At 67.2% G+C, this 17,734-nt stretch carries 16 protein-coding genes and 1 pseudogene; 10 read left to right on the forward strand and 7 right to left on the reverse strand.

The window, feature by feature from the left end; all coding sequences use genetic code 11:
• Nucleotides 1-169 precede the first annotated feature (169 nt).
• A complete protein-coding gene (locus A5767_RS00145) occupies nt 170-1,477 on the reverse strand; it encodes a class I SAM-dependent methyltransferase (protein ID WP_024102776.1) in 1,308 nt (435 codons plus the stop codon).
• Nucleotides 1,474-2,934: an FAD-binding oxidoreductase gene (locus tag A5767_RS00150; RefSeq protein WP_033097925.1), complete on the reverse strand. Its 1,461-nt coding sequence runs from the start codon at nt 2,932-2,934 to the stop codon at nt 1,474-1,476. Before A5767_RS00150 ends, A5767_RS00145 begins: the two co-directional genes overlap by 4 nt.
• A 148-nt stretch (nt 2,935-3,082) precedes the next feature.
• Between A5767_RS00150 and A5767_RS00155 the strand changes: the two genes are divergently transcribed.
• From A5767_RS00155 to A5767_RS00175, 5 genes are all read left to right on the forward strand, one after another.
• On the forward strand, nt 3,083-3,517 hold the full coding sequence (locus A5767_RS00155; protein WP_064851346.1) for an SRPBCC family protein: 435 nt from the start codon (nt 3,083-3,085) through the stop codon (nt 3,515-3,517).
• 104 nt (nt 3,518-3,621) lie between these two features.
• Nucleotides 3,622-3,945: a YbaB/EbfC family nucleoid-associated protein gene (locus A5767_RS00160; RefSeq protein WP_019290262.1), complete on the forward strand. Its 324-nt coding sequence runs from the start codon at nt 3,622-3,624 to the stop codon at nt 3,943-3,945.
• Nucleotides 3,946-3,954: 9 nt separating this feature from the next.
• A complete protein-coding gene (gene recR, locus A5767_RS00165; RefSeq protein WP_019290261.1) occupies nt 3,955-4,563 on the forward strand; it encodes a recombination mediator RecR in 609 nt (202 codons plus the stop codon).
• Nucleotides 4,560-5,159, forward strand: a complete 600-nt coding sequence (locus A5767_RS00170; protein ID WP_006552470.1) for a TetR/AcrR family transcriptional regulator — start codon at nt 4,560-4,562, stop codon at nt 5,157-5,159. The genes recR and A5767_RS00170 overlap by 4 nt, the downstream gene beginning before the upstream one ends.
• Nucleotides 5,160-5,255: 96 nt before the next feature.
• On the forward strand, nt 5,256-6,752 hold the full coding sequence (locus A5767_RS00175) for an MFS transporter (RefSeq protein ID WP_248689441.1): 1,497 nt from the start codon (nt 5,256-5,258) through the stop codon (nt 6,750-6,752).
• A gap of 98 nt (nt 6,753-6,850) precedes the next feature.
• On the opposite strand, the gene A5767_RS00180 is transcribed toward A5767_RS00175, so the two are convergent.
• Together A5767_RS00180 and A5767_RS00185 are read right to left on the reverse strand one after the other, a co-directional pair.
• Nucleotides 6,851-7,816: an oxygenase MpaB family protein gene (locus tag A5767_RS00180; RefSeq protein ID WP_006552468.1), complete on the reverse strand. Its 966-nt coding sequence runs from the start codon at nt 7,814-7,816 to the stop codon at nt 6,851-6,853.
• A gap of 4 nt (nt 7,817-7,820) precedes the next feature.
• Entirely contained in the window at nt 7,821-9,356 is a 1,536-nt protein-coding gene (locus A5767_RS00185; protein WP_037217268.1) for an aldehyde dehydrogenase family protein, read from the reverse strand.
• A gap of 130 nt (nt 9,357-9,486) precedes the next feature.
• On the opposite strand from A5767_RS00185, the gene A5767_RS00190 reads away from it, so the two are divergent.
• Both A5767_RS00190 and A5767_RS00195 read left to right on the forward strand, forming a co-directional pair.
• Nucleotides 9,487-10,236: a GntR family transcriptional regulator gene (locus A5767_RS00190; protein WP_167414234.1), complete on the forward strand. Its 750-nt coding sequence runs from the start codon at nt 9,487-9,489 to the stop codon at nt 10,234-10,236.
• 80 nt (nt 10,237-10,316) lie between these two features.
• Nucleotides 10,317-11,174 carry an oxygenase MpaB family protein gene (locus A5767_RS00195; protein ID WP_064851338.1) on the forward strand — a complete coding sequence of 286 codons (858 nt, stop codon included), beginning with the start codon at nt 10,317-10,319 and terminating at the stop codon, nt 11,172-11,174.
• Between the two features lie 66 nt (nt 11,175-11,240).
• Here A5767_RS00195 and A5767_RS00200 read toward each other — a convergent pair whose 3' ends face one another.
• The 3 genes and pseudogenes from A5767_RS00200 to A5767_RS00205 all read right to left on the reverse strand — a co-directional run bounded on the left by A5767_RS00200 (nt 11,241) and on the right by A5767_RS00205 (nt 13,649).
• The gene (locus A5767_RS00200; protein WP_006552464.1) at nt 11,241-11,717 is read right to left on the reverse strand and encodes a DUF4334 domain-containing protein; all 477 of its coding nucleotides are present in this window, start codon (nt 11,715-11,717) and stop codon (nt 11,241-11,243) included.
• 220 nt (nt 11,718-11,937) lie between these two features.
• Nucleotides 11,938-12,375 (reverse strand): annotated as a pseudogene (locus A5767_RS22285) (alcohol dehydrogenase catalytic domain-containing protein); the annotation flags it as partial.
• Nucleotides 12,372-13,649 (reverse strand): TetR/AcrR family transcriptional regulator, encoded by a 1,278-nt coding sequence (locus tag A5767_RS00205; RefSeq protein ID WP_064061158.1) that lies wholly within the window; start codon nt 13,647-13,649, stop codon nt 12,372-12,374. The pseudogene A5767_RS22285 and the gene A5767_RS00205, both read right to left, overlap by 4 nt.
• Nucleotides 13,650-13,903: 254 nt before the next feature.
• Here A5767_RS00205 and A5767_RS00210 point away from each other — a divergent pair, with 254 nt between their 5' ends.
• The 3 genes from A5767_RS00210 to fadD5 all read left to right on the forward strand — a co-directional run bounded on the left by A5767_RS00210 (nt 13,904) and on the right by fadD5 (nt 17,574).
• The gene (locus A5767_RS00210; RefSeq protein WP_019290253.1) at nt 13,904-14,893 is read left to right on the forward strand and encodes an NAD(P)H-dependent flavin oxidoreductase; all 990 of its coding nucleotides are present in this window, start codon (nt 13,904-13,906) and stop codon (nt 14,891-14,893) included.
• The gene (locus tag A5767_RS00215) at nt 14,890-15,669 is read left to right on the forward strand and encodes an enoyl-CoA hydratase (RefSeq protein WP_064851339.1); all 780 of its coding nucleotides are present in this window, start codon (nt 14,890-14,892) and stop codon (nt 15,667-15,669) included. Before A5767_RS00210 ends, A5767_RS00215 begins: the two co-directional genes overlap by 4 nt.
• 306 nt (nt 15,670-15,975) lie before the next feature.
• Nucleotides 15,976-17,574, forward strand: coding sequence for a fatty-acid--CoA ligase FadD5 (gene fadD5 / locus A5767_RS00220; protein ID WP_064851340.1), 1,599 nt, complete (start codon nt 15,976-15,978; stop codon nt 17,572-17,574).
• Nucleotides 17,575-17,734: the final 160 nt, after the last annotated feature.

Raw genomic sequence — 17,734 nt, forward strand, 5'->3', positions numbered from 1 at the left:
GTTCGTCATGCGCTCCGAGGAACTCGCCGCCAAGTACGGCGAGCGCTTCAACCCGCCGGCGTCGCTGCGCAGCTGACGCACACGACGGTTGCACGGAAGGGCTCCCGACGCCCCGGCGTCGGGAGCCCTTCCCGTTCGCGCTCTTCTGTTTTCGCGCCGATGGGGTCGGCTAGGCGACCCACCAGGGGCGCAGCGGCGTCTGCGGCTTCTTGTCGTCGCCGAGCTTGACCGCGAGCACCTGGTGCAGCTGGACCACGTTGCGTTCGAAGCCGAGGCGCGAGCCTGCCATGTACAGGCCCCACAGGCGGGCCGTGCCCTCACCGACCTCGGCGACGCAGGCCTGCCAGTGCTTCTCGAGGTACTCGCACCAGCCCTTCAGCGTCAGGGCGTAGTGCTCGCGCAGGTTCTCCTCGTGCATCACCTCGAAGCCGATGTTCTGCGCCTCGGTGATGATGCGACCCGAACCGGTGAGCTCCCCGTCGGGGAAGACGTACCGGTCGATGAACCCGCCGGCCTTGGCGCGGGTGTTGTTGGTCGGCCGGGTGATGCAGTGGTTGAGCAGCAGACCGCCCACCCGCAGTTTGCCGTGGAGGAACCGGAAGTAGGCCGGATAGTTGGCGACACCGATGTGCTCGGTCAGGCCGATCGACGAGATGGCGTCGAATCCTTCCTCGGGCACGTCGCGGTAGTCGGAGTGCCGGACCTCCGCCAGGTCGCTCAGGCCCTCCTCGACGATGGCCTTCTGCGCCCATTCGGCCTGCTCCTTGGAGAGCGTCACGCCGAGGGCCTTCACACCGCGCCGAGCGGCGTAACGCACCATCCCGCCCCAGCCGCAACCGATGTCGAGCAGGCGGTCGCCCGGCTTCAACCGCAGCTTCTCGAAGACCAGACGGTACTTGTTCTCCTGGGCGTCCTCGAGGCTCTGATTCTCGGATTCGAAGACGGCGCAGGTGTACGTCATCGAGGGGCCGAGAACGTACTCGTAGAACTCGTTGGACACGTCGTAGTGGTGATGGATGACCTCGGCGTCGCGCGATTTCGAGTGCCGCAGACCCTCGGCGATGCGGCGCCAGCGCGGCAGGTGCTCCTGCGGCGGCGGTGCGATCGGCTTGAGCAGTTCGGTGCCGAGCGACCGGGCGATCTGCGCGAGGATACGTGCCGGGGGACGCTCGAAGTGCAGGTCGCCGAGCGAGGCGAGCAACTCGTAGGGGTTGCCGGGATGCACTCCCTTCGCCTGGAGATCGCCCGAGATGTACGCCCGTGCCATACCCAGATCGCCGGGGGCCGTGGCGATGTACGTCGCGCCCTTGGGCGACGCGAGATGTAGACCGTAGGGAGAGTCCTCGGGACCGGCCGCCGATCCGTCGTAGGCCGTGAAGCGCAACGGCATGTCGCCGCCGGTCACGATCTCCACGATCTGGGCGAGTGCGAGCTTGTCCTCGGTGGACCGATCGTTCTCGGTCTTGAATATGGTCACTTTCGTTGCACCGCCTTCGAAAACAGGTCCAGTAGACGGGACCGAGGGTCGTATTTCTGCTTGAGAGCGGGGTATTCACCGCCGCCGTAATAGAGCTTCTCGAACTCGTCCTTCGAGTAGTAGGAGTCCGAGTAGAGCGATTTGTGCCCGTCGAGTTCGGCGACCTTCTTCTCGATCAGGCGGTTGGCGGCGCCCTCCTCGGCGCCGGGCACGATGGGAACGGACGACCAGAACCCGACGTTCACATAGGCGCGCTTCGGCTCGAGCGGGTACAGCGGCCAGGGACGCTGGGCGTCCGAGGTGCTCGGCCGGCCGGCGTCCGGGGACGACTCGATGTCGCGCAACTTCAAGGGGCACAACCAGATCGGCTCGATGGGAATTTCGTCGAGGAACCACTCGACGAACTCCTGCGTGCGTTCGAGCGGGACCTCGATGTCCTGCACGACGCGCTCGCGGGGTGGATTGCCCTTGCGTGCCTCGATCCGGTCGGCCACCGAATACTTGTGGTCGAGCGCGATGAGCTTCCAGTAGAAACTGCTGCGCAGCAACTGCTTCGGCCACATCCGGCGGATCTTCGGGTTCTGGGCGCCGAAAGCCCGGGAGCACCAGAACCAGTCGGTGTCCCACCGCCACAGATAGTCGCGGATCGTGAGCCGATCCTCCTTGGGGCGGTTGACGGAGACGTGCTGGATCGACCGGTAGTAGATGTCCTGCCCGGTGTAATCGCTGACGGGACCCGGCTCGTCGGTCTGTGTGCCGAGCGTCAGGTAGCTCTCGGTCGCGGAGAAGACGACACCGTCGAGATAGTCGACCGGTGTGCCGTCCCAGGTCCGTTCGTCGACGATCCGCGCGAGGGCGGACTGCAGATCGGCGATCGTGTCGAAACGCAGGTGACGCAGTGCGACGAAACGTTTCACCGGTTCGAGTGCGATGCGCAGGCGCGTGGCGTACCCGAGCGAACCGTACGAGTTGGGGAAGCCGTGGAACAGATCGGCGTGCTCACCCTCCGGGCGGGCCGTGATGATCTCGCCGGACCCGGTCAGGATGTCCATCTCGAGCACGGACTCGTGGGGGAGGCCGTTGCGGAAGGACGTCGACTCGATGCCGAGCCCGGTGACGGCGCCGCCGAGCGTGATCGTCTTCAGCTGTGGGACGACCAACGGTGCGAGGCCGTAGGGCAGGGTCGCGTCGACGAGGTCCTCGTAGGTGCACATGCCGGCGACGTCGGCGGTGCGGGCCTGCGGGTCGACGGAGATGACACCGCCGAGACCGGAGACGTCGAGCCCCGGCGCGTTCGCCGCGGCGCGTGCCCGGAAGAGGTTCGACGTCTTCTTCGCGAGTCGCACGGGCGCGTCGGCCGGAATCGCGCTGTACGAGCGCAGCAGGCGGTCTACACCCTGGCGGTGTACCGCCTCCCCGTACGGGACCTTCACACCTGACGATCTCGGCATCTGCATTCGACTCCTCCGGAGCGGCGCATCAGTGGCACGTCCACAATAGACCCGGCGGTCGCATCCGTCCCGGAACGCGCAGGGCAGGATGGATGCTGTCGTCACAGGCACATTCGAGCCCGCATCAGCGCGGAAGAAGCAGAAGGAGTCGTTCATGGCACAGGTCAGCGCAAGCAGTTCGATCCAGTTGGCGGCAGCTCCCGAGGTGGTGCTCACCGCCCTGGCCGACTACGAGACCGTGCGCCCGCGCATCCTCACCGAGCACTACCGCGACTACCGCGTGATCTCCGGTGGTCGCGGCGACGGCACCGTCGTGCACTGGATCCTCCAGGCCACGGAGAAGCGTCAGCGCGACGTGCACGCCACCGTGTCGGTGAAGGGCAGTACCGTCACGGAGACGGACGCGAACTCGACGCTCGTGACGACCTACAGCGTCGTGCCGAACGGGACGGGTTCGACAGTCGTCGTGCTCACTCAGTGGAAGGGTGCCGGGGGCGTCAAGGGCTTCTTCGAGAAGACGTTCGCGCCGCTCGGCCTGAAGAAGATCCAGCAGCAGGTGCTCGAGAACCTGAAGAAGGAAGTCGACTGAGCCCGGTTCGGTCGACCTCGGCGTCTGTGTCCACCCCGATGCGCGGCGACTAGGCTGGCATCACAAACGTGCAGAAAGGACGTGCCGTGCAACCCGGTGGTGGAATGCCCGACATGCAGCAACTCCTCGCTCAGGCCCAGCAGATGCAGCAGCAACTCGTCGCTGCGCAGAACGAGATGGCGCAGGCGGAGGTCACCGGCCAGGCCGGCGGTGGCCTCGTGACGGCGACGGTGAAGGGCACGGGCGAGGTCGTGTCCGTGAAGATCGATCCGAAGGTCGTCGACCCCGAGGACGTCGAGACCCTGCAGGATCTGGTGGTCGGTGCGATCGCCGACGCCTCGGCGAAGGCCCAGGAGATCGCGGCCGAGAAGCTCGGTCCGCTCGCGGGTGGGCTCGGCGGCGGAATCCCCGGCCTGCCCGGTTTCTAGAGGTCGGCATTGTACGAAGGACCGGTACAGGACCTCATCGACGAGCTGGGCAAGCTTCCGGGCGTCGGCCCGAAGAGTGCCCAGCGCATCGCGTTCCATCTGCTCTCGGTCGAGCCGCCCGAGATCGACCGCCTGCAGGCGGCGCTGCAGCGGATCCGCGACGGCGTGCAGTTCTGCGAGGTCTGCGGAACGGTCTCCGACCAGCGGCGTTGCCGCATCTGCTCCGATCCTCGCCGCGACCGCACGGTGATCTGCGTGGTCGAGGAACCGAAGGACGTGCAGGCGATCGAACGCACCCGGGAGTTCCGGGGGCGCTATCACGTCCTCGGTGGTGCGCTCGACCCGCTCAACGGCGTCGGTCCCGACCAGCTGCACATCCGCGAACTGCTCACCCGTATCGGCAACCAGGAGGACGGCGTCGACGTCTCCGAGGTGATCATCGCGACCGACCCCAATACGGAGGGCGAGGCGACGGCCACCTATCTGGTGCGTATGCTGCGCGACTTCCCGGGGCTGAGCGTCACCCGCCTCGCGTCGGGTCTGCCGATGGGCGGCGATCTCGAGTTCGCCGACGAGCTGACGCTCGGGCGAGCGTTGTCGGGGAGGCGGGCGATGTGACCGTGCGCAGCACGGAGGCATCGCACCGGGGTGAGCCCGAGAAGCGTCGCCGGACTTCCGACGAGACCCGGAAGCTGATCATCGAGGCTGCGGGGAAGGCGTTTGCGACGCGCCCCTACCGCGACATCACGCTCAAGGACATCGCGGAGGAAGCGGGGGTCAGCGCCCCGCTGATCATCAAGTACTTCGGCTCGAAGGAGCAGTTGTACGAGGAGCTCGTCGACTTCCAGTACGGCGCGCAGGTGCTGTTCGACGGGCCGCTCGAGAGCCTGGGGGAGCGGATGGTCGCGATGCTCGCCCGCCCGCTCGAACCCTACAAGCCATTGTCGATGAACATCCTGTTCATGAGCGGGGGCAGCGAGGAGAGCAACCGCATGCTCCGCGACAACTACTCCGCGCAGATGGTCGACGCGCTCGCCGCGCGGCTGCCGGGGTCGGATGCCCGTCTCCGGGCCGAGCTGGCGATGTCGGCGGTGATGGGGTTGGCGATCATGCGGCGCCGCATGATGCAGGAGCGCGCGACCGGCACGGTCGAGGAAGTTGTGGCGATGTACGCGCCGTTGGTTCAGCGGTTGCTCGACGGAGACGGTTCTTAGCGGCACGAATGACCTTGGTCACTACTCTTGAGGGTAAATAGCCGTTCACCTAATGTGGTGAACGGCTATTTACCTGTTTGGCGAGAGGGGGTGTCGATGTCGATCTCGCTCCCACTGCGCCTGCACGTGGCGGGTAGGTCCGCCTCCGCGCCGACGCGCTCAGCGTCCGGAACGACGAAGGTGAGCGGACCGGCGGAGAGGAAGACGCGCAACCTGCGGCATCTCGTCTTCCCGGTTCTCGCGGTCGGCGCCGTCTTCCAGGCCATCATGCAGACCGTTATGGTGCCGCTCCTGCCGAGCATGCCGGGCTTCACCGGCGCCGGAACCACCGCCGTCTCGTGGCTGGTGACGAGCACCCTGCTGGTCGGTGCGGTGATGACGCCCATCTTCGGCCGTCTCGCCGACATGATCGGCAAGAAGCGGATGCTCCTCATCGCGTTCTCGCTTATGACACTCGGCTCGTTGATCTGCGCGCTGACCTCGGACATCGGACTGCTCATCGTCGCCCGTGGCCTGCAGGGCGCCGGCGCGGCGGTGCTGCCGATCGGCATGGCGATCCTTCGCGAGGTCCTGCCCCGTGAGCACGTGGAGCGCTCGATCGCGATGCTCAGTTCCACCCTCGGCATCGGCACCGCGGTCGGTATCCCGTTCGCTGCCGCCATCGTCCAGTTCGCCGATTGGCACCTGCTCTTCTGGACCACCGCCGCCATCGGCGCCGGTGTCGCCCTCGCGGCGTGGATCGTCATCCCGGAATCGGACACCCGCACCGGCGGTCGCTTCGACGCCGTGGGCGCCGCCGGCCTGTCCGCCGCCCTGGTGTGCCTGCTCGTGCCCATCACCCAGGGCAGCACGTGGGGCTGGACGAGCCCCGCGGTGCTGCTCTCGTTCGCCGCGTCGGTGCTGCTGTTCGTGCTCTGGGGAGTGCAGCAGCTGCGCAACCGCAACCCGCTCGTCGACCTGCGTGTCTCGGCCCGCCGTTCCGTCCTCGCGCCGCACCTGTCGGCACTGCTCGTCGGGTTCGCCTTCTACGGCAACACCCTCATCACCACACAGTTGCTGCAAGCGCCGTCCGGGCACGGAGCCGGATACGACCTGACCATCCTCCAGGCCGCGGCCTGCCAGCTCGCCGCGAGCTTCGCGATGATGATCTTCGCGATCGTGGCCTCCCGGATCACCGAACGTTTCGGACCCAAGATCACGATCATGACCGGAGCGGTCTTCCTGCTCGCCGGCTACAGCGTCCACGCGGTGCCCGGCAAGCCGCTGTGGCTCGTCGTCGCCGCCATCTTCGTCGCGGCGATCGGCACGTCGCTCGTGTACTGCACGCTGCCGGTGCTCCTCCTCGGCGCGGTGCCGCTGTCGCAGAACGCCGCGGCGAACGGCGTCAACGTCCTGCTCCGCACCGTGGGCAGCACCGTCTGCAGCGCGGTCGTCGCCTCGGTGCTCGCGGCTCACACCCTCGGGGGCGGGCTCGGCATCGGCACCGCGGGCTTCGTGATCGCCTACCTCGTGTGCGCCGGTTGCGCCGTGGTCGTCTTCGTCTCGGGCTTCGCACTCCCGTCGAAGCAGGCCCTGCGGCCCGTCGAGAACTGACCCCGGCCCGCTCCTCCCGGAACAGTTACGGCCCTGCACCCCGGTGGTGAAACCGGAATGCGGGGCCGCCCCTCCTGTCCCCCAGGTCTGTCGGTGCGTCAGTGTTCGACGCCCAGATCGTTCGGACGGTAACCGAGGGGGTAACCCGGATACGTCCGGTTGGTGGCGTTGCCCGCCGACAGCGACACGCGTCGCTTCGGCAGTCGCCGCACGAACGCCGACCGTGCCCGCAGCGCGCCCTCGACGATCTCCGTCACCTGCGGTGAGCTCTTCGGGAAACCGAACGCCGACGCCATGCGGTCGTCGATCAGCGCGAAAACGACCTTCTCGATGCCCTTGTTCAGCACCTTCGGGTACCACGACTGGAACAGGCGCAGCGTGTAGGTGCCGATGGCGTGGTTGTCGTCGCTGTAGGTGAACTTCTCGCGCTCGTATTCGAGCTTGAACCGGTGGAACTCCTGGAACGACTCCGGGATGTCCTTGATGCCCATCCGGATGCCCACCTGGCGGTAGAAGTAGAACGACGCCAGCCGCTCCTTCGGGTGCAGGCGACGCCACCCGTAGCGGTCGATCCAGTCGAGCGGGTCGTACACGAAGGTCGACAGGACGTACAGCATGTCGTCGTTGTCGATCGAGTACTTGCCGTGCATCCGGTTGATGTTGCGCAGCGACTCGCGTCCCCGCTCGGCGTCGTAGCCGTGCTCGACCAGCTCGGCCATCAGCAGCGCCGTGTCGTCGTACCGCTTCTGCGGCCGCTTCTCGAACTCGCCGGTGCGGGCGAGCAACTCCGAGATGCTGGGCACGCAGTACGTGCGGAAGAGGGCGAACTCGAGCGACCGCTGGTAGTCCCACGGGAACTCGTAACCGGCGGTGATCCGCACGATGTCCTGGTGCTGCGTGACCGGGTCGAGCTCCTCGATCACCTCGACCCAGCCCATCCGCCCACGCTTCGGGTGCGGGTCCCTGTTCGGGGGTGGGAACGTACCGGCCTTCTCGATGCGTGCCTCGGGCTTCGCGACGACGGCGGCCTTTCGGCTGCGAGTGCGCGGGGGAGTGGTCGTCATCGGCTCACCTTCCGTGCATGAACTGGAGCATCGCTCGCGAGATTTTCAGATCGCGCTCCGGACGCTCGAGGCTCATGAGTTTGAGCGGCGAGCTGAACTTCGCCACCGTGACCGACTTGGGACGGCTGAACTCGCGCAGGCCGTCGGCGCCGTGGATGCGGCCGAAGCCGGACTCGCCGATGCCGCCGAAGGGCAACGAGGCGATGGCGGCGAAGCCGAGCACCGAGTTGACCGACACCATGCCGTTGCGCAGGCGTTCGGCGAGCTGACGGCCTTTCTTCTTGTTGCGCGTGAAGATCGACGCACCGAGACCGTAGTTCGTGCCGTTCGCGCGTTCGACGGCCTCGTCGAGGTCGCGAACCTTGTTGACGACGACCGTCGGGCCGAAGGTCTCCTCGCACACCGCGGCCGAGGTCTCGGGCACGTCGGTGAGGATGACGGGCTCGACGATGCGCTCCTGCACCGAATCGAGTCCGCCGAGGACGGCCTTGCCACCGGACTTCAGGGCGTCCTCGATGTGACTGCGCACGATGTCGACCTGGCGCGGAAGCGTCATAGGGCCGTAGGTGGAGTCTTCGTCGCCGCCCGGCTTCGCGCGCCGGACGGTGGCGGTGAGCTTGTCGAGGAACTCGCGGTAGACAGGCTCCTCGACGTAGATGCGCTCGACGCCCGCGCAGGTCTGGCCGGCGTTGCCGAAGGCGCCGAAGGCGGCGAACTCGACGGCCTCGTCGATGTTCGCGTCGGCCGCGACGATCATCGCGTCCTTGCCGCCGCATTCGGCGACGAGCGGGGTGAGCGACTCGGCGCACACCGCCATGACCTTGCGGGCGGTGGGGCCGGAGCCGGTGAAGGCGACCTTGTCGACACCCGAACGCACGAGCGTCGAACCCGTCTCACCGAGACCGGTGATGACCTGGAAGACCGGCTGGGTGGGGGCGATCGAGTTCCACTTGTCCTCGAGCCACTTCGCAACACCGGGGGTGAGCTCGCTCGGCTTGAAGACGACGGCGTTGCCGGCGGCCAGCGAGTAGGCGATCGAACCCATCGGGGTGTACACGGGGTAGTTCCAGGGGCCGATCACGCCGATGACACCGAGGGGCTTGTACTCGAGGGTTGCGGCCTGGTTGAAGCTCGCGACGCCCGAGGGCACCTTGCGGGGCCTGAGCACCTTCTTGGCGTTCTTGGCCGCCCAGTCGAGGTGCTCGACCGCCAGCATGACTTCGAGGAAGGCGTCGCCGAAGGGCTTACCGGTCTCCTTCGCCACCACCGATGCGAGCGAGGTCGCGTCGGATGCGATGGCCTTCTTGAACTCGAGGAGCCAGTCGCGGCGGCCGCGGAAGCCCTGCGCCTCCCACCAGCGCGCGGCGACGCGGGCGCGCTCGACGGCCGCGCCCACGGCGGCCTCGTCGGCGACCGGATACTCGGCGATCATCTCGCCGTTCCGGGGGTCGAGGCTGGCGAAGGTGTCGGTGTTCGCTGCCGTGGATGCCTTGTTCGAGCTGCTCTTCGCGTTCTTCGGACTGGTGAGGTTCTGGGTCATGTTCGACACTTCCTGGTGAACCACATCACATATATTTGATGTGATAGCTGTAGTGGACATCACATTAGGCGTTCGCGGGACAATTGGACAACCCCCGTGCGCAGTTGTCCGGATTCCTACAGGAGACACGATGGCGGCACCGACACGTAGCCCCGGGACAGCGGCGGATCACGCTGCGGCATCCCGACGTTCGGAGGGGGCCGTACGGCGCCGTCCGCAGCTTTCCGACGAGGTGGCCGGTCACCTCCGCGGCTCGATCATGTCCGGCGTGTTGCGTCCGGGCGACTTCATCCGGCTCGACGAGACCGCCGTCGAACTCGGCGTCAGCGTCACCCCGGTCCGGGAGGCGCTGCTGACGCTGCGCGGGGAGGGGATGGTCGAATCCGCCCCGAACCGCGGCTACCGGGTCTCGCCCCTCACGCGCGGCGACATCGACGACATCTTCTGGCTGCAGGGGCAGATCGCCGTCGAGCTCGCGCTCCGAGCGGTCGACCGTGCTACGCCGGCCGACCTCGAGCGTCTGGCCGAACTCAACGAGAGGCTGCGCAGGCTCGTCGTTGCCCCGGAGGGAGTGGCACCCGATATCGAGCGGATCGCCGACGCGGAGTTCGACTTCCATCGTGAGCTCAACCGCATCGCCGACAGCCCCAAGCTCGCGTGGTTCCTCAACGCAGCCGCGCGCACGATTCCGTACCGCCTCTACGCGCGCGACGCCGAGTGGGGAACGCTCGCCATCCGATCGCACACGAAGCTGATCGAGGCGATCGCCGCGCAGGACCACAGCGAGGTGATCACGCAGACGCTGGTGCAGTTCGAGGACGCGGCCGCGCGTCTGGTCGCCCACCGCGAGCGAGCGGGTGTCGATTCGCCTCCCGGATAGGCACTTGCATATCTGAGTACGGGTGTGCGCAATTTGTATGACAGTGCTGCACCAGTGCTTTCACCATCAGGAGACCTCCGATGACGACCCACGCCGAAGAGCGCGTCCCCACCGTCACCACCGACGAACCGGTGGCGACCCCCGCTCCGCTTCCGGCGGGCTCGGTCGAACTGGCCGACTTCGTCGGAGAGTCGATGCTCCTGCTCGGCGCCGGCGCGACGGTCCTCCTGCAGCTGGCATCGCGCGGTGTCGGGCACGGCGTCGCCGATCACAGCACCACCCTGCAGCGGCCGCTCGACCGGTTGCGCACCACGATGACCTACGTCTACGCGGTCACGCTCGGTACTCCCGAGGAGAAGAAGCAGATCGTCCGGATGGTCAACAAGGCGCACGTCCCGGTGCGCTCGGAGACCTACAACGCCTTCGATCCCGAACTCCAGTTGTGGGTCGCCGCAACGCTGTACCGTAACGGTGTCGACATGTACCGGCGGATGTTCGGGCCTGTCACCGATGCCGACATCGAACGCATCTACCGCCAGTCCGCGGTCTACGGCACGGCCCTGCAGGTCGAGGCCGACATGTGGCCGAAGACGCGGGAGGAGTTCGACAGGTACTGGGACGAGATGATCGCGACCTTCGAGGTCGACCGGAAGGTGCGTTCGTTCACCCGCGATCTCCTCACCGGCGGTGACGCCCCGCTTCCCGTTCGCGCCCTCGTGCCGCTGCAGCGCTTCATGACGATCGGTCTTCTCCCGCAACGCATGCGCGACGAATTCGCGCTGCCGTGGAGCCCGCGCGACCAGCGGCGCTTCGACCTGTTCTGGAAGGTGGTCCCGCCGATCTACCGCGCGGTGCCCAGGCCGATCCGACAGCTGTCGGCCACCTACTACCTCAACGACATGCGCCGCCGGATGAAGGCGCACGGACACGTCATCTGAGCTCTCCGCCGAGAACGCCGAGTGGCCGGACGCGCGTCCGGCCACTGTGCGTTTCCCGTCCGACGATCACACGGCGGTGTCGCGTTCGAGACCGAACCAGTAGTGCTCGCCGTCGTCGAACACCAGCGAGCCCTTGCCGTTCATCACCCCGACGACGGTGTCGTCGTCGACCTTCTTGAAGTGGTCGAAGACCGGCATGCCGTCGTAGACCATCGTCGCCGTCACCTCACCGCGGAAGACGATCTCCCACAGGCTCGCTTCGCCGCGTCCGGTCTTCGTGTCGGAGAACAACTCGCCGTCCTCGCCGTAGCACACGAGCGGCTGGACCTCGGACACCGACGCGAACGTCTTTCCGTACCACCGCGACCTGCCGAGCAGTGTGTGGGTGCGGTGCCCGGTGTCGAAACTGTAACCCTTCCACCGGTATCCGACGAGATCGTCGAGGCGTGCCGGAGCGAGATGCTCCCAGAGGGCATCGAGTTCGCGAGGATCGATCCGGTCGGTGCGGGCGCGCAGTTCCTCGAGTCGCTGGACGACGTTCATGTGTTCCCCTGGATGTCGAAGGTGAGTACGGCTCTGATGATCTCGCCGGAGGCGACAGCGGCGAGAGCGTCGTCGAGTTTCGTGAAATCGAAGGTCTGCACGAGTTCGTCGAGTGGAAAGTGCCCGTCGCGCCACGGCGCGGCCAGCTCGGGAAGGAGACACCGGGGCTGGTCAGCGACGACAGTGCCTGCCGGATCACGGATTGGGCGCCCACGGACTCCACCGCATCGCCGGCACCACCGCCGGTGAGGCGACGCAGATGGCGTCCGAGGTCGTCGTGATCGTCGGGGGAGAGGACCTCGGTGGCCCCGAGCGATCGCGCGAGCCCGTGCCGTCGTGGATCGGGGGCGACGACGATGATGTTCTCGCACAAGGAAATCCGTTCTGTCATCATCGCGGCCGTGCCGACGGCGCCGAGATCGAAGACGACGATCGTCGAACCCTGTTCCGTGACGACTCCGGCACCCTCGTGTCCCGGTACGACGGGCCTCGGGACGGGAACGCCTCCCGTGGCGGCGGTGAGGTCGGTGTGGCAGATCCCGACCCCGTGGATCTGTACGAGCACTTCGTCGTCGCGCAGTTCGGGCACGGTCACGGTCTCGAGCCTCAGCGGTGCACCGTACTCGCGGAGTACCGCTGCGGCCCTGGTGCGGGTCATCCCACCGCCTCCGGCGAACCGGTGTCGCCGAGCAGTACCGAGAGCATCAGTTGCTGCACCCTGCGCTGCCGGGAGGGGGTGGGCAGGAAGTGCACGAGGTTGCCGGTGTCGAGCACGAGGTTGAGCGCGGCGTGCACGAGGAAACGGCATTCGACGGCGGGCAGCTCGGGGCGGAGCTCCCCGACCAGACGGGCCCATTCCTCGATGTTGAGCCGCTGGATGTTCCGCAGGTCGCTGCGATGGTGCGCGGGCAGGTTGCCGATCTCGGCGAAGTACACCGACATCAGTTCGCTGTTCTCGAACGACATCCGGACGTACGCCTCGGTGAGGACGTCGAGGGCCTGCGCGGAGGTCGTCGAGTCGGTGAGCGTTTCGCCGATGATCATCGCGACGCGATCACCGGCCCGGTGGAAGGCGGCGGCGAGCAGATCGGCCTTGCTCGCGAAGTGACGGTAGACGCCGGACGCGTTGATACCTGCCGCAGCACCGATCTCCTCGATGCTCACCTCGTGATAGCCCCGGGCGTCGAAGAGCAGCACGGCCTCGTGCAGGAGGACCTCGCGCTTGTTCGCCACGGACAACCCGCCCGGCTCGGGAGTCGGTGCGGGTTCGTCGATGTCGGGCACCAGGTCGGTTGCCGCGACCGCTGTGCACGCGTCGAGCAGCAGCTGCTGCAGGCGCCGGTTGGACAGCGGAACGCGGTGAGTGGTGATGGAGCCGATGACGCTGAGCATCGCGCTGCTGAGCAGCACGTAGTCGTCGTCGGTGAGATCGGGCCGCAGCCGCGCGGCCGTGCGGGCGAGATGGCGGTTGAGTGCCCGCGTCTTCGAGCGGATCTCGCTGTGGTCCTCACCCGTGAGGTAGCGGCGTTCCCAGCGGTACAACCCGCCCGTCCGGCGGTTCTCGATCGTGGTGCGGATGAGCGCGAGGAGTTTGCGTTCGAGCTCCTCGGCGGCGGCGAGTCCGGTGGCGTTCGCTCCGCTCTGCTCGTCGAACTCCGCGAGGGCGGCACCGAGGGCGTCGGCGAGGGTGACCACGGCGTGGTGGAACAGGGCGTACTTGTTCGGGAAGTGCCGGTACAGGGCGGGGCCGGAGATGCCGACGGCAGTGGCGATCTCGTCGATGCTCACGCCGTGGTAGCCGCGTTCGCTGAACGCCTCGGCCGCGACCGTGGCGATCTGTGCTTTGCGGTTCTTCGGCCGGCGCCGCACGGTGGGGGTCGGGGTGCCGGTCTTGGCGGCTGTGCGTGCCCCGGCCTGCGCTTGTTCGGGCACCCTGCCTCCTCGTCGTGGATCCTGTTGCCGGCCGCGATGTCGCGGTGAATGTTCGTCGGCCTCAAAGGTAACAGTCGAACCCCCTGCGGAGAAACACTACTTTTGGGTAAGAATGGCCAAAACTGCAGGGCAGAACGTATTGACAAGCCAGCACCCAGACCGCAAAGTTAGCACCAATTCTTCAGCTGCGTCACCGCTGGGCGCATACGGAACCGTCACGACAGCGGCACTTTTCGAAGGACCGAGGAGGACTCGTGAGAACCCGATTCACCGAGATTTTCGGGGTGGAGCATCCCATCGTCCAGGGAGGCATGATGTGGGTCGGCCGCGCCGAACTCGTGGCCGCCGTGGCGGAGGCGGGAGCGCTCGGCTTCATCACTGCACTGACCCAGCCCACCCCGGAGGATCTCGTCCGCGAGATCGAACGGACACGCGAACTCACCGACAAGCCGTTCGGCATCAACCTCACGATCCTGCCGTCGATCGATCCGCCGCCGTACGCCGAGTACCGCCAGGCGATCATCGACTCGGGCGTGAAGATCGTCGAGACCGCCGGCTTCAACCCGGCCGACCACCTGCCGCACTTCAAGGACGCCGGCATCAAGGTGATCCACAAGTGCACGAGCGTGCGGCACGCGGTCAAGGCCGAGCGCATCGGCGTGGACGCCGTGAGCATCGACGGCTTCGAGTGCGCCGGGCACCCGGGCGAGGACGACGTTCCGGGCCTGATCCTCATCCCCGCCGCGACGAGCAAGCTCAGCATTCCCGTGATCGCGTCGGGCGGCATCGCCGATTCCCGCGGGCTCGTGGCGGCACTCGCGCTCGGCGCCGACGGTGTCAACATGGGCACCCGCTTCATGTGCACGGTCGAATCGCCCGTGGCCCACGAGGTCAAGGAGCAGATCGTCCGCAACACCGAACTCGACACGAAGCTCATCTTCCGCACGCTGCGCAACACCGCTCGTGTCGCCACCAACGCGGTGAGCGAAGAGGTTGTCGAGATCGAATCGCGCGGAGCCGAATTCGGCGACATCGCCCACCTGGTCGCCGGCGCCCGAGGCCGCAAGGTCTTCGAGGACGGCGAACTCGACGCCGGCATCTGGACGGCCGGGCAGAGCCAGGGGCTCATCCACGACATCCCCACCGTCGGAGAACTGGTCGACCGCATGGTCGCCGAGGCGGAGGCCATCATCACGGGTCGCCTGAACGACATCGCCGGTGCAGATCGGGCGGTGCGCGCATGACCTCGACCACCACCGAGAGCCTGCGGTCCGAACTCGCCGACGGCATCCTGCGACTGACCATCACGCGTCCGCGCCGGATGAACGCGATCGACCTGACCACGATGAAGACGCTGAGCGACGCGGTGAAGGCGGCCGGCGACGACGAACGCGTCCGTACGATCGTCGTCACCGGTGAGGGATCGGCGTTCTGCACGGGCGCGGACCTGGCTGCGGGAGCGGCGGATCCGCAGGACCCCGGTGTCGTCATGGACACCGCCAACGAACTGGTCCGGACGATCGCATCCGTCCCGGTGCCCGTCGTCGCGGCGGTCAACGGTCCCGCGGCGGGCGTCGGTGTCTCGATCGCCCTCGCGGCCGATCTCACCTACGCGGCCGAGAGCGCGTACTTCCTGCTCGCCTTCGTCAACATCGGACTGATGCCCGACGGCGGCGCGAGCCTGCTGGTTCCGGCCGCGATCGGGCGGGCCCGGGCCGCCGAGATGGCACTGCTCGGCGAGCGGGTGTCCGCGCAGGACGCCGACCGGTTCGGGTTGGTCGCCCGCACCCTGCCCGACGCCGAACTCGCCGCGCACGTCGACGCCGTCGCCTCGCGGACCGCATCCGGTCCGCGACGTGCCCTGGAACTGACGAAGCGGGCCCTCAACGCCTCGACGCTCGGCGAGCTCGACGCGGCGCTCGCGTGGGAGAAGGACGGTCAGGTCGAGCTCCTCGGCTCAGCCGACTTCGCGGAGGGTGCCATGGCGATGCTGGACAAGCGTCCCGCTCGCTTCGCCTGACGGGACGATCCTTTCCGGCATGGTTCTAGGAGGATCGACAAGGAACTTTCCGGACGGGAGCAGGAACCGACGTGCTCGTCGAACACCCGCTCCCGTCCGGTGAAACCAACGCTCGAACAGTGTTTTCTGCCTCTTTCACCCGTTCTCGCTCGGCGACGACGCCTGGAGCGAGGCGGTCCGCATTCGTGGAATCTACATTAACAAAAGCTCTGGCCCAAACCGTTCCGGGTCTGTAATGTGCCTCACACATCGACGGCTCGGAACAGGCCGTGCCCGCACTCCCGCCACGTCACGAGAGGATCATCGATGGTTCCCCCCTCTGTCGTTTCCGAAGCGGTCGGCTCCGACGCCACCCGCTTCCGTAGCAACAACTGGAACAATCAGGTGGCGCGCCACGCCCTGATGATTCCCCATCGCACGGCCTTCCGATTCCGCGGCGAGACCATCACCTGGTCGCAGCTGAACACGCGTGTCGAGAAGCTCGCCGATGCACTCTCGCGTCGCGGCATCGGCTTCGGCGACCGCGTCATCATCCTCATGCTCAACCGTCCGGAGTACGTCGAGATCGTGCTCGCGGCCAACGCCCTCGGTGCCATCGCCGTGCCGGTGAACTTCCGCCTCACCGCACCCGAGGTCGCCTTCCTCGTGGCCGATTCCGGCGCTAAGGCGATCGTTGCGGAGGGGCCGCTCGTCCCGCTCGCCGCTGCCGCGCGTGGCCAGGCGGAGGGCATCGAACTGTCCATCACGGTCGGAGCCGAGCCGGAAGGAGACTCGCTCTCCTACGAGGCACTCGTCGCCGAAGAGGGCGAACCCCACCCGCCGGTGGAGATCCCGAACGACACGCCCGCGCTCATCATGTACACCTCGGGCACGACGGGCCGGCCGAAGGGCGCCGTGCTCACCCACTCCAATCTCGAAGCGCAGTCGCTCACCTGCATCCGGGCCTTCCGCCTGTTCGACGAATCGGGCATCGGTTTCTGCGCGTCGCCGATGTTCCACATCGCGGCCCTCGGCTCGATCGCGCCGAGCCTGATGCTCGGCACGCCCACCGTCATCCACCCGGTCGGCGCCTTCGACCCGGAGGAACTGCTCGACGTGCTCGAGGCCGAGAACGTCACCAGCCTGTTTCTCGTGCCGGTGCAGTGGCAGGCGATGTGCGCCGCGCAGCAGGCCGAGCCGCGGAAGTTGAAGCTGCGCAACATCTCCTGGGGTGCGGCGCCGAGCTCCGACACGATCCTGCGGGCCATGGCGGAGACCTTCCCCGATGCCTTCAACGTGGCGGTCTTCGGCCAGACCGAGATGTCGCCCATCACCTGCGTGCTCGACGGCGACGACGCCATCCGCAAACTCGGCTCCGTGGGCCGGGTCATCCCCACAATCCAGGCGCGTGTGGTCGACGACGAGATGAACGACGTCGCTCCCGGTGAGGTCGGCGAGATCGTCTACCGCGGTCCCACCATGATGCGCGAGTACTGGAACAACCCCACCGCTACCAGCGAGGCATTCTACGGCGGATGGTTCCATTCCGGCGACCTCGTGCGCGTCGACGAGGAGGGCTTCGTCTACGTCGTCGACCGCAAGAAGGACATGATCATCTCGGGTGGCGAGAACATCTACTGCGCCGAGGTGGAGAACGTCCTGTTCGGGCACCCCAAGGTGCTCGAGGCCGCGGTCATCGGTCGCCCCGACGCGAAGTGGGGCGAGGTGCCCGTCGCCGTCGTCGCGCTGAAGCCCGGCAACGACGACCTCACCCTCGACGAGCTCCAGCCGTACCTGGACGAGCACCTCGCACGGTACAAGCACCCCAAGGAGGTCGTGATCGTCGACGCCCTGCCGCGCAACGCGAGCGGCAAGGTCGTCAAGGGTGAACTCCGCGGCGGTCTCCCCGCCGTCGCCCAGGGTTGATCCCCGGCTCACTCCTCGTACGAACGAACGGGGACCGGACCACTGCGGTCCGTGTCCTCGTTCGTCGTCGTGCCGGAGGGACGCACCGACGCGACCCGCTTCGTCATCACGTTGAAGAGGGTCGACGACCGGTGGTTGCTCGACGGAGCCGACGCGCGGT

Source organism: Rhodococcus sp. 852002-51564_SCH6189132-a (genome assembly GCF_001665495.1).
GTDB lineage: Bacteria > Actinomycetota > Actinomycetes > Mycobacteriales > Mycobacteriaceae > Rhodococcus > Rhodococcus pyridinivorans.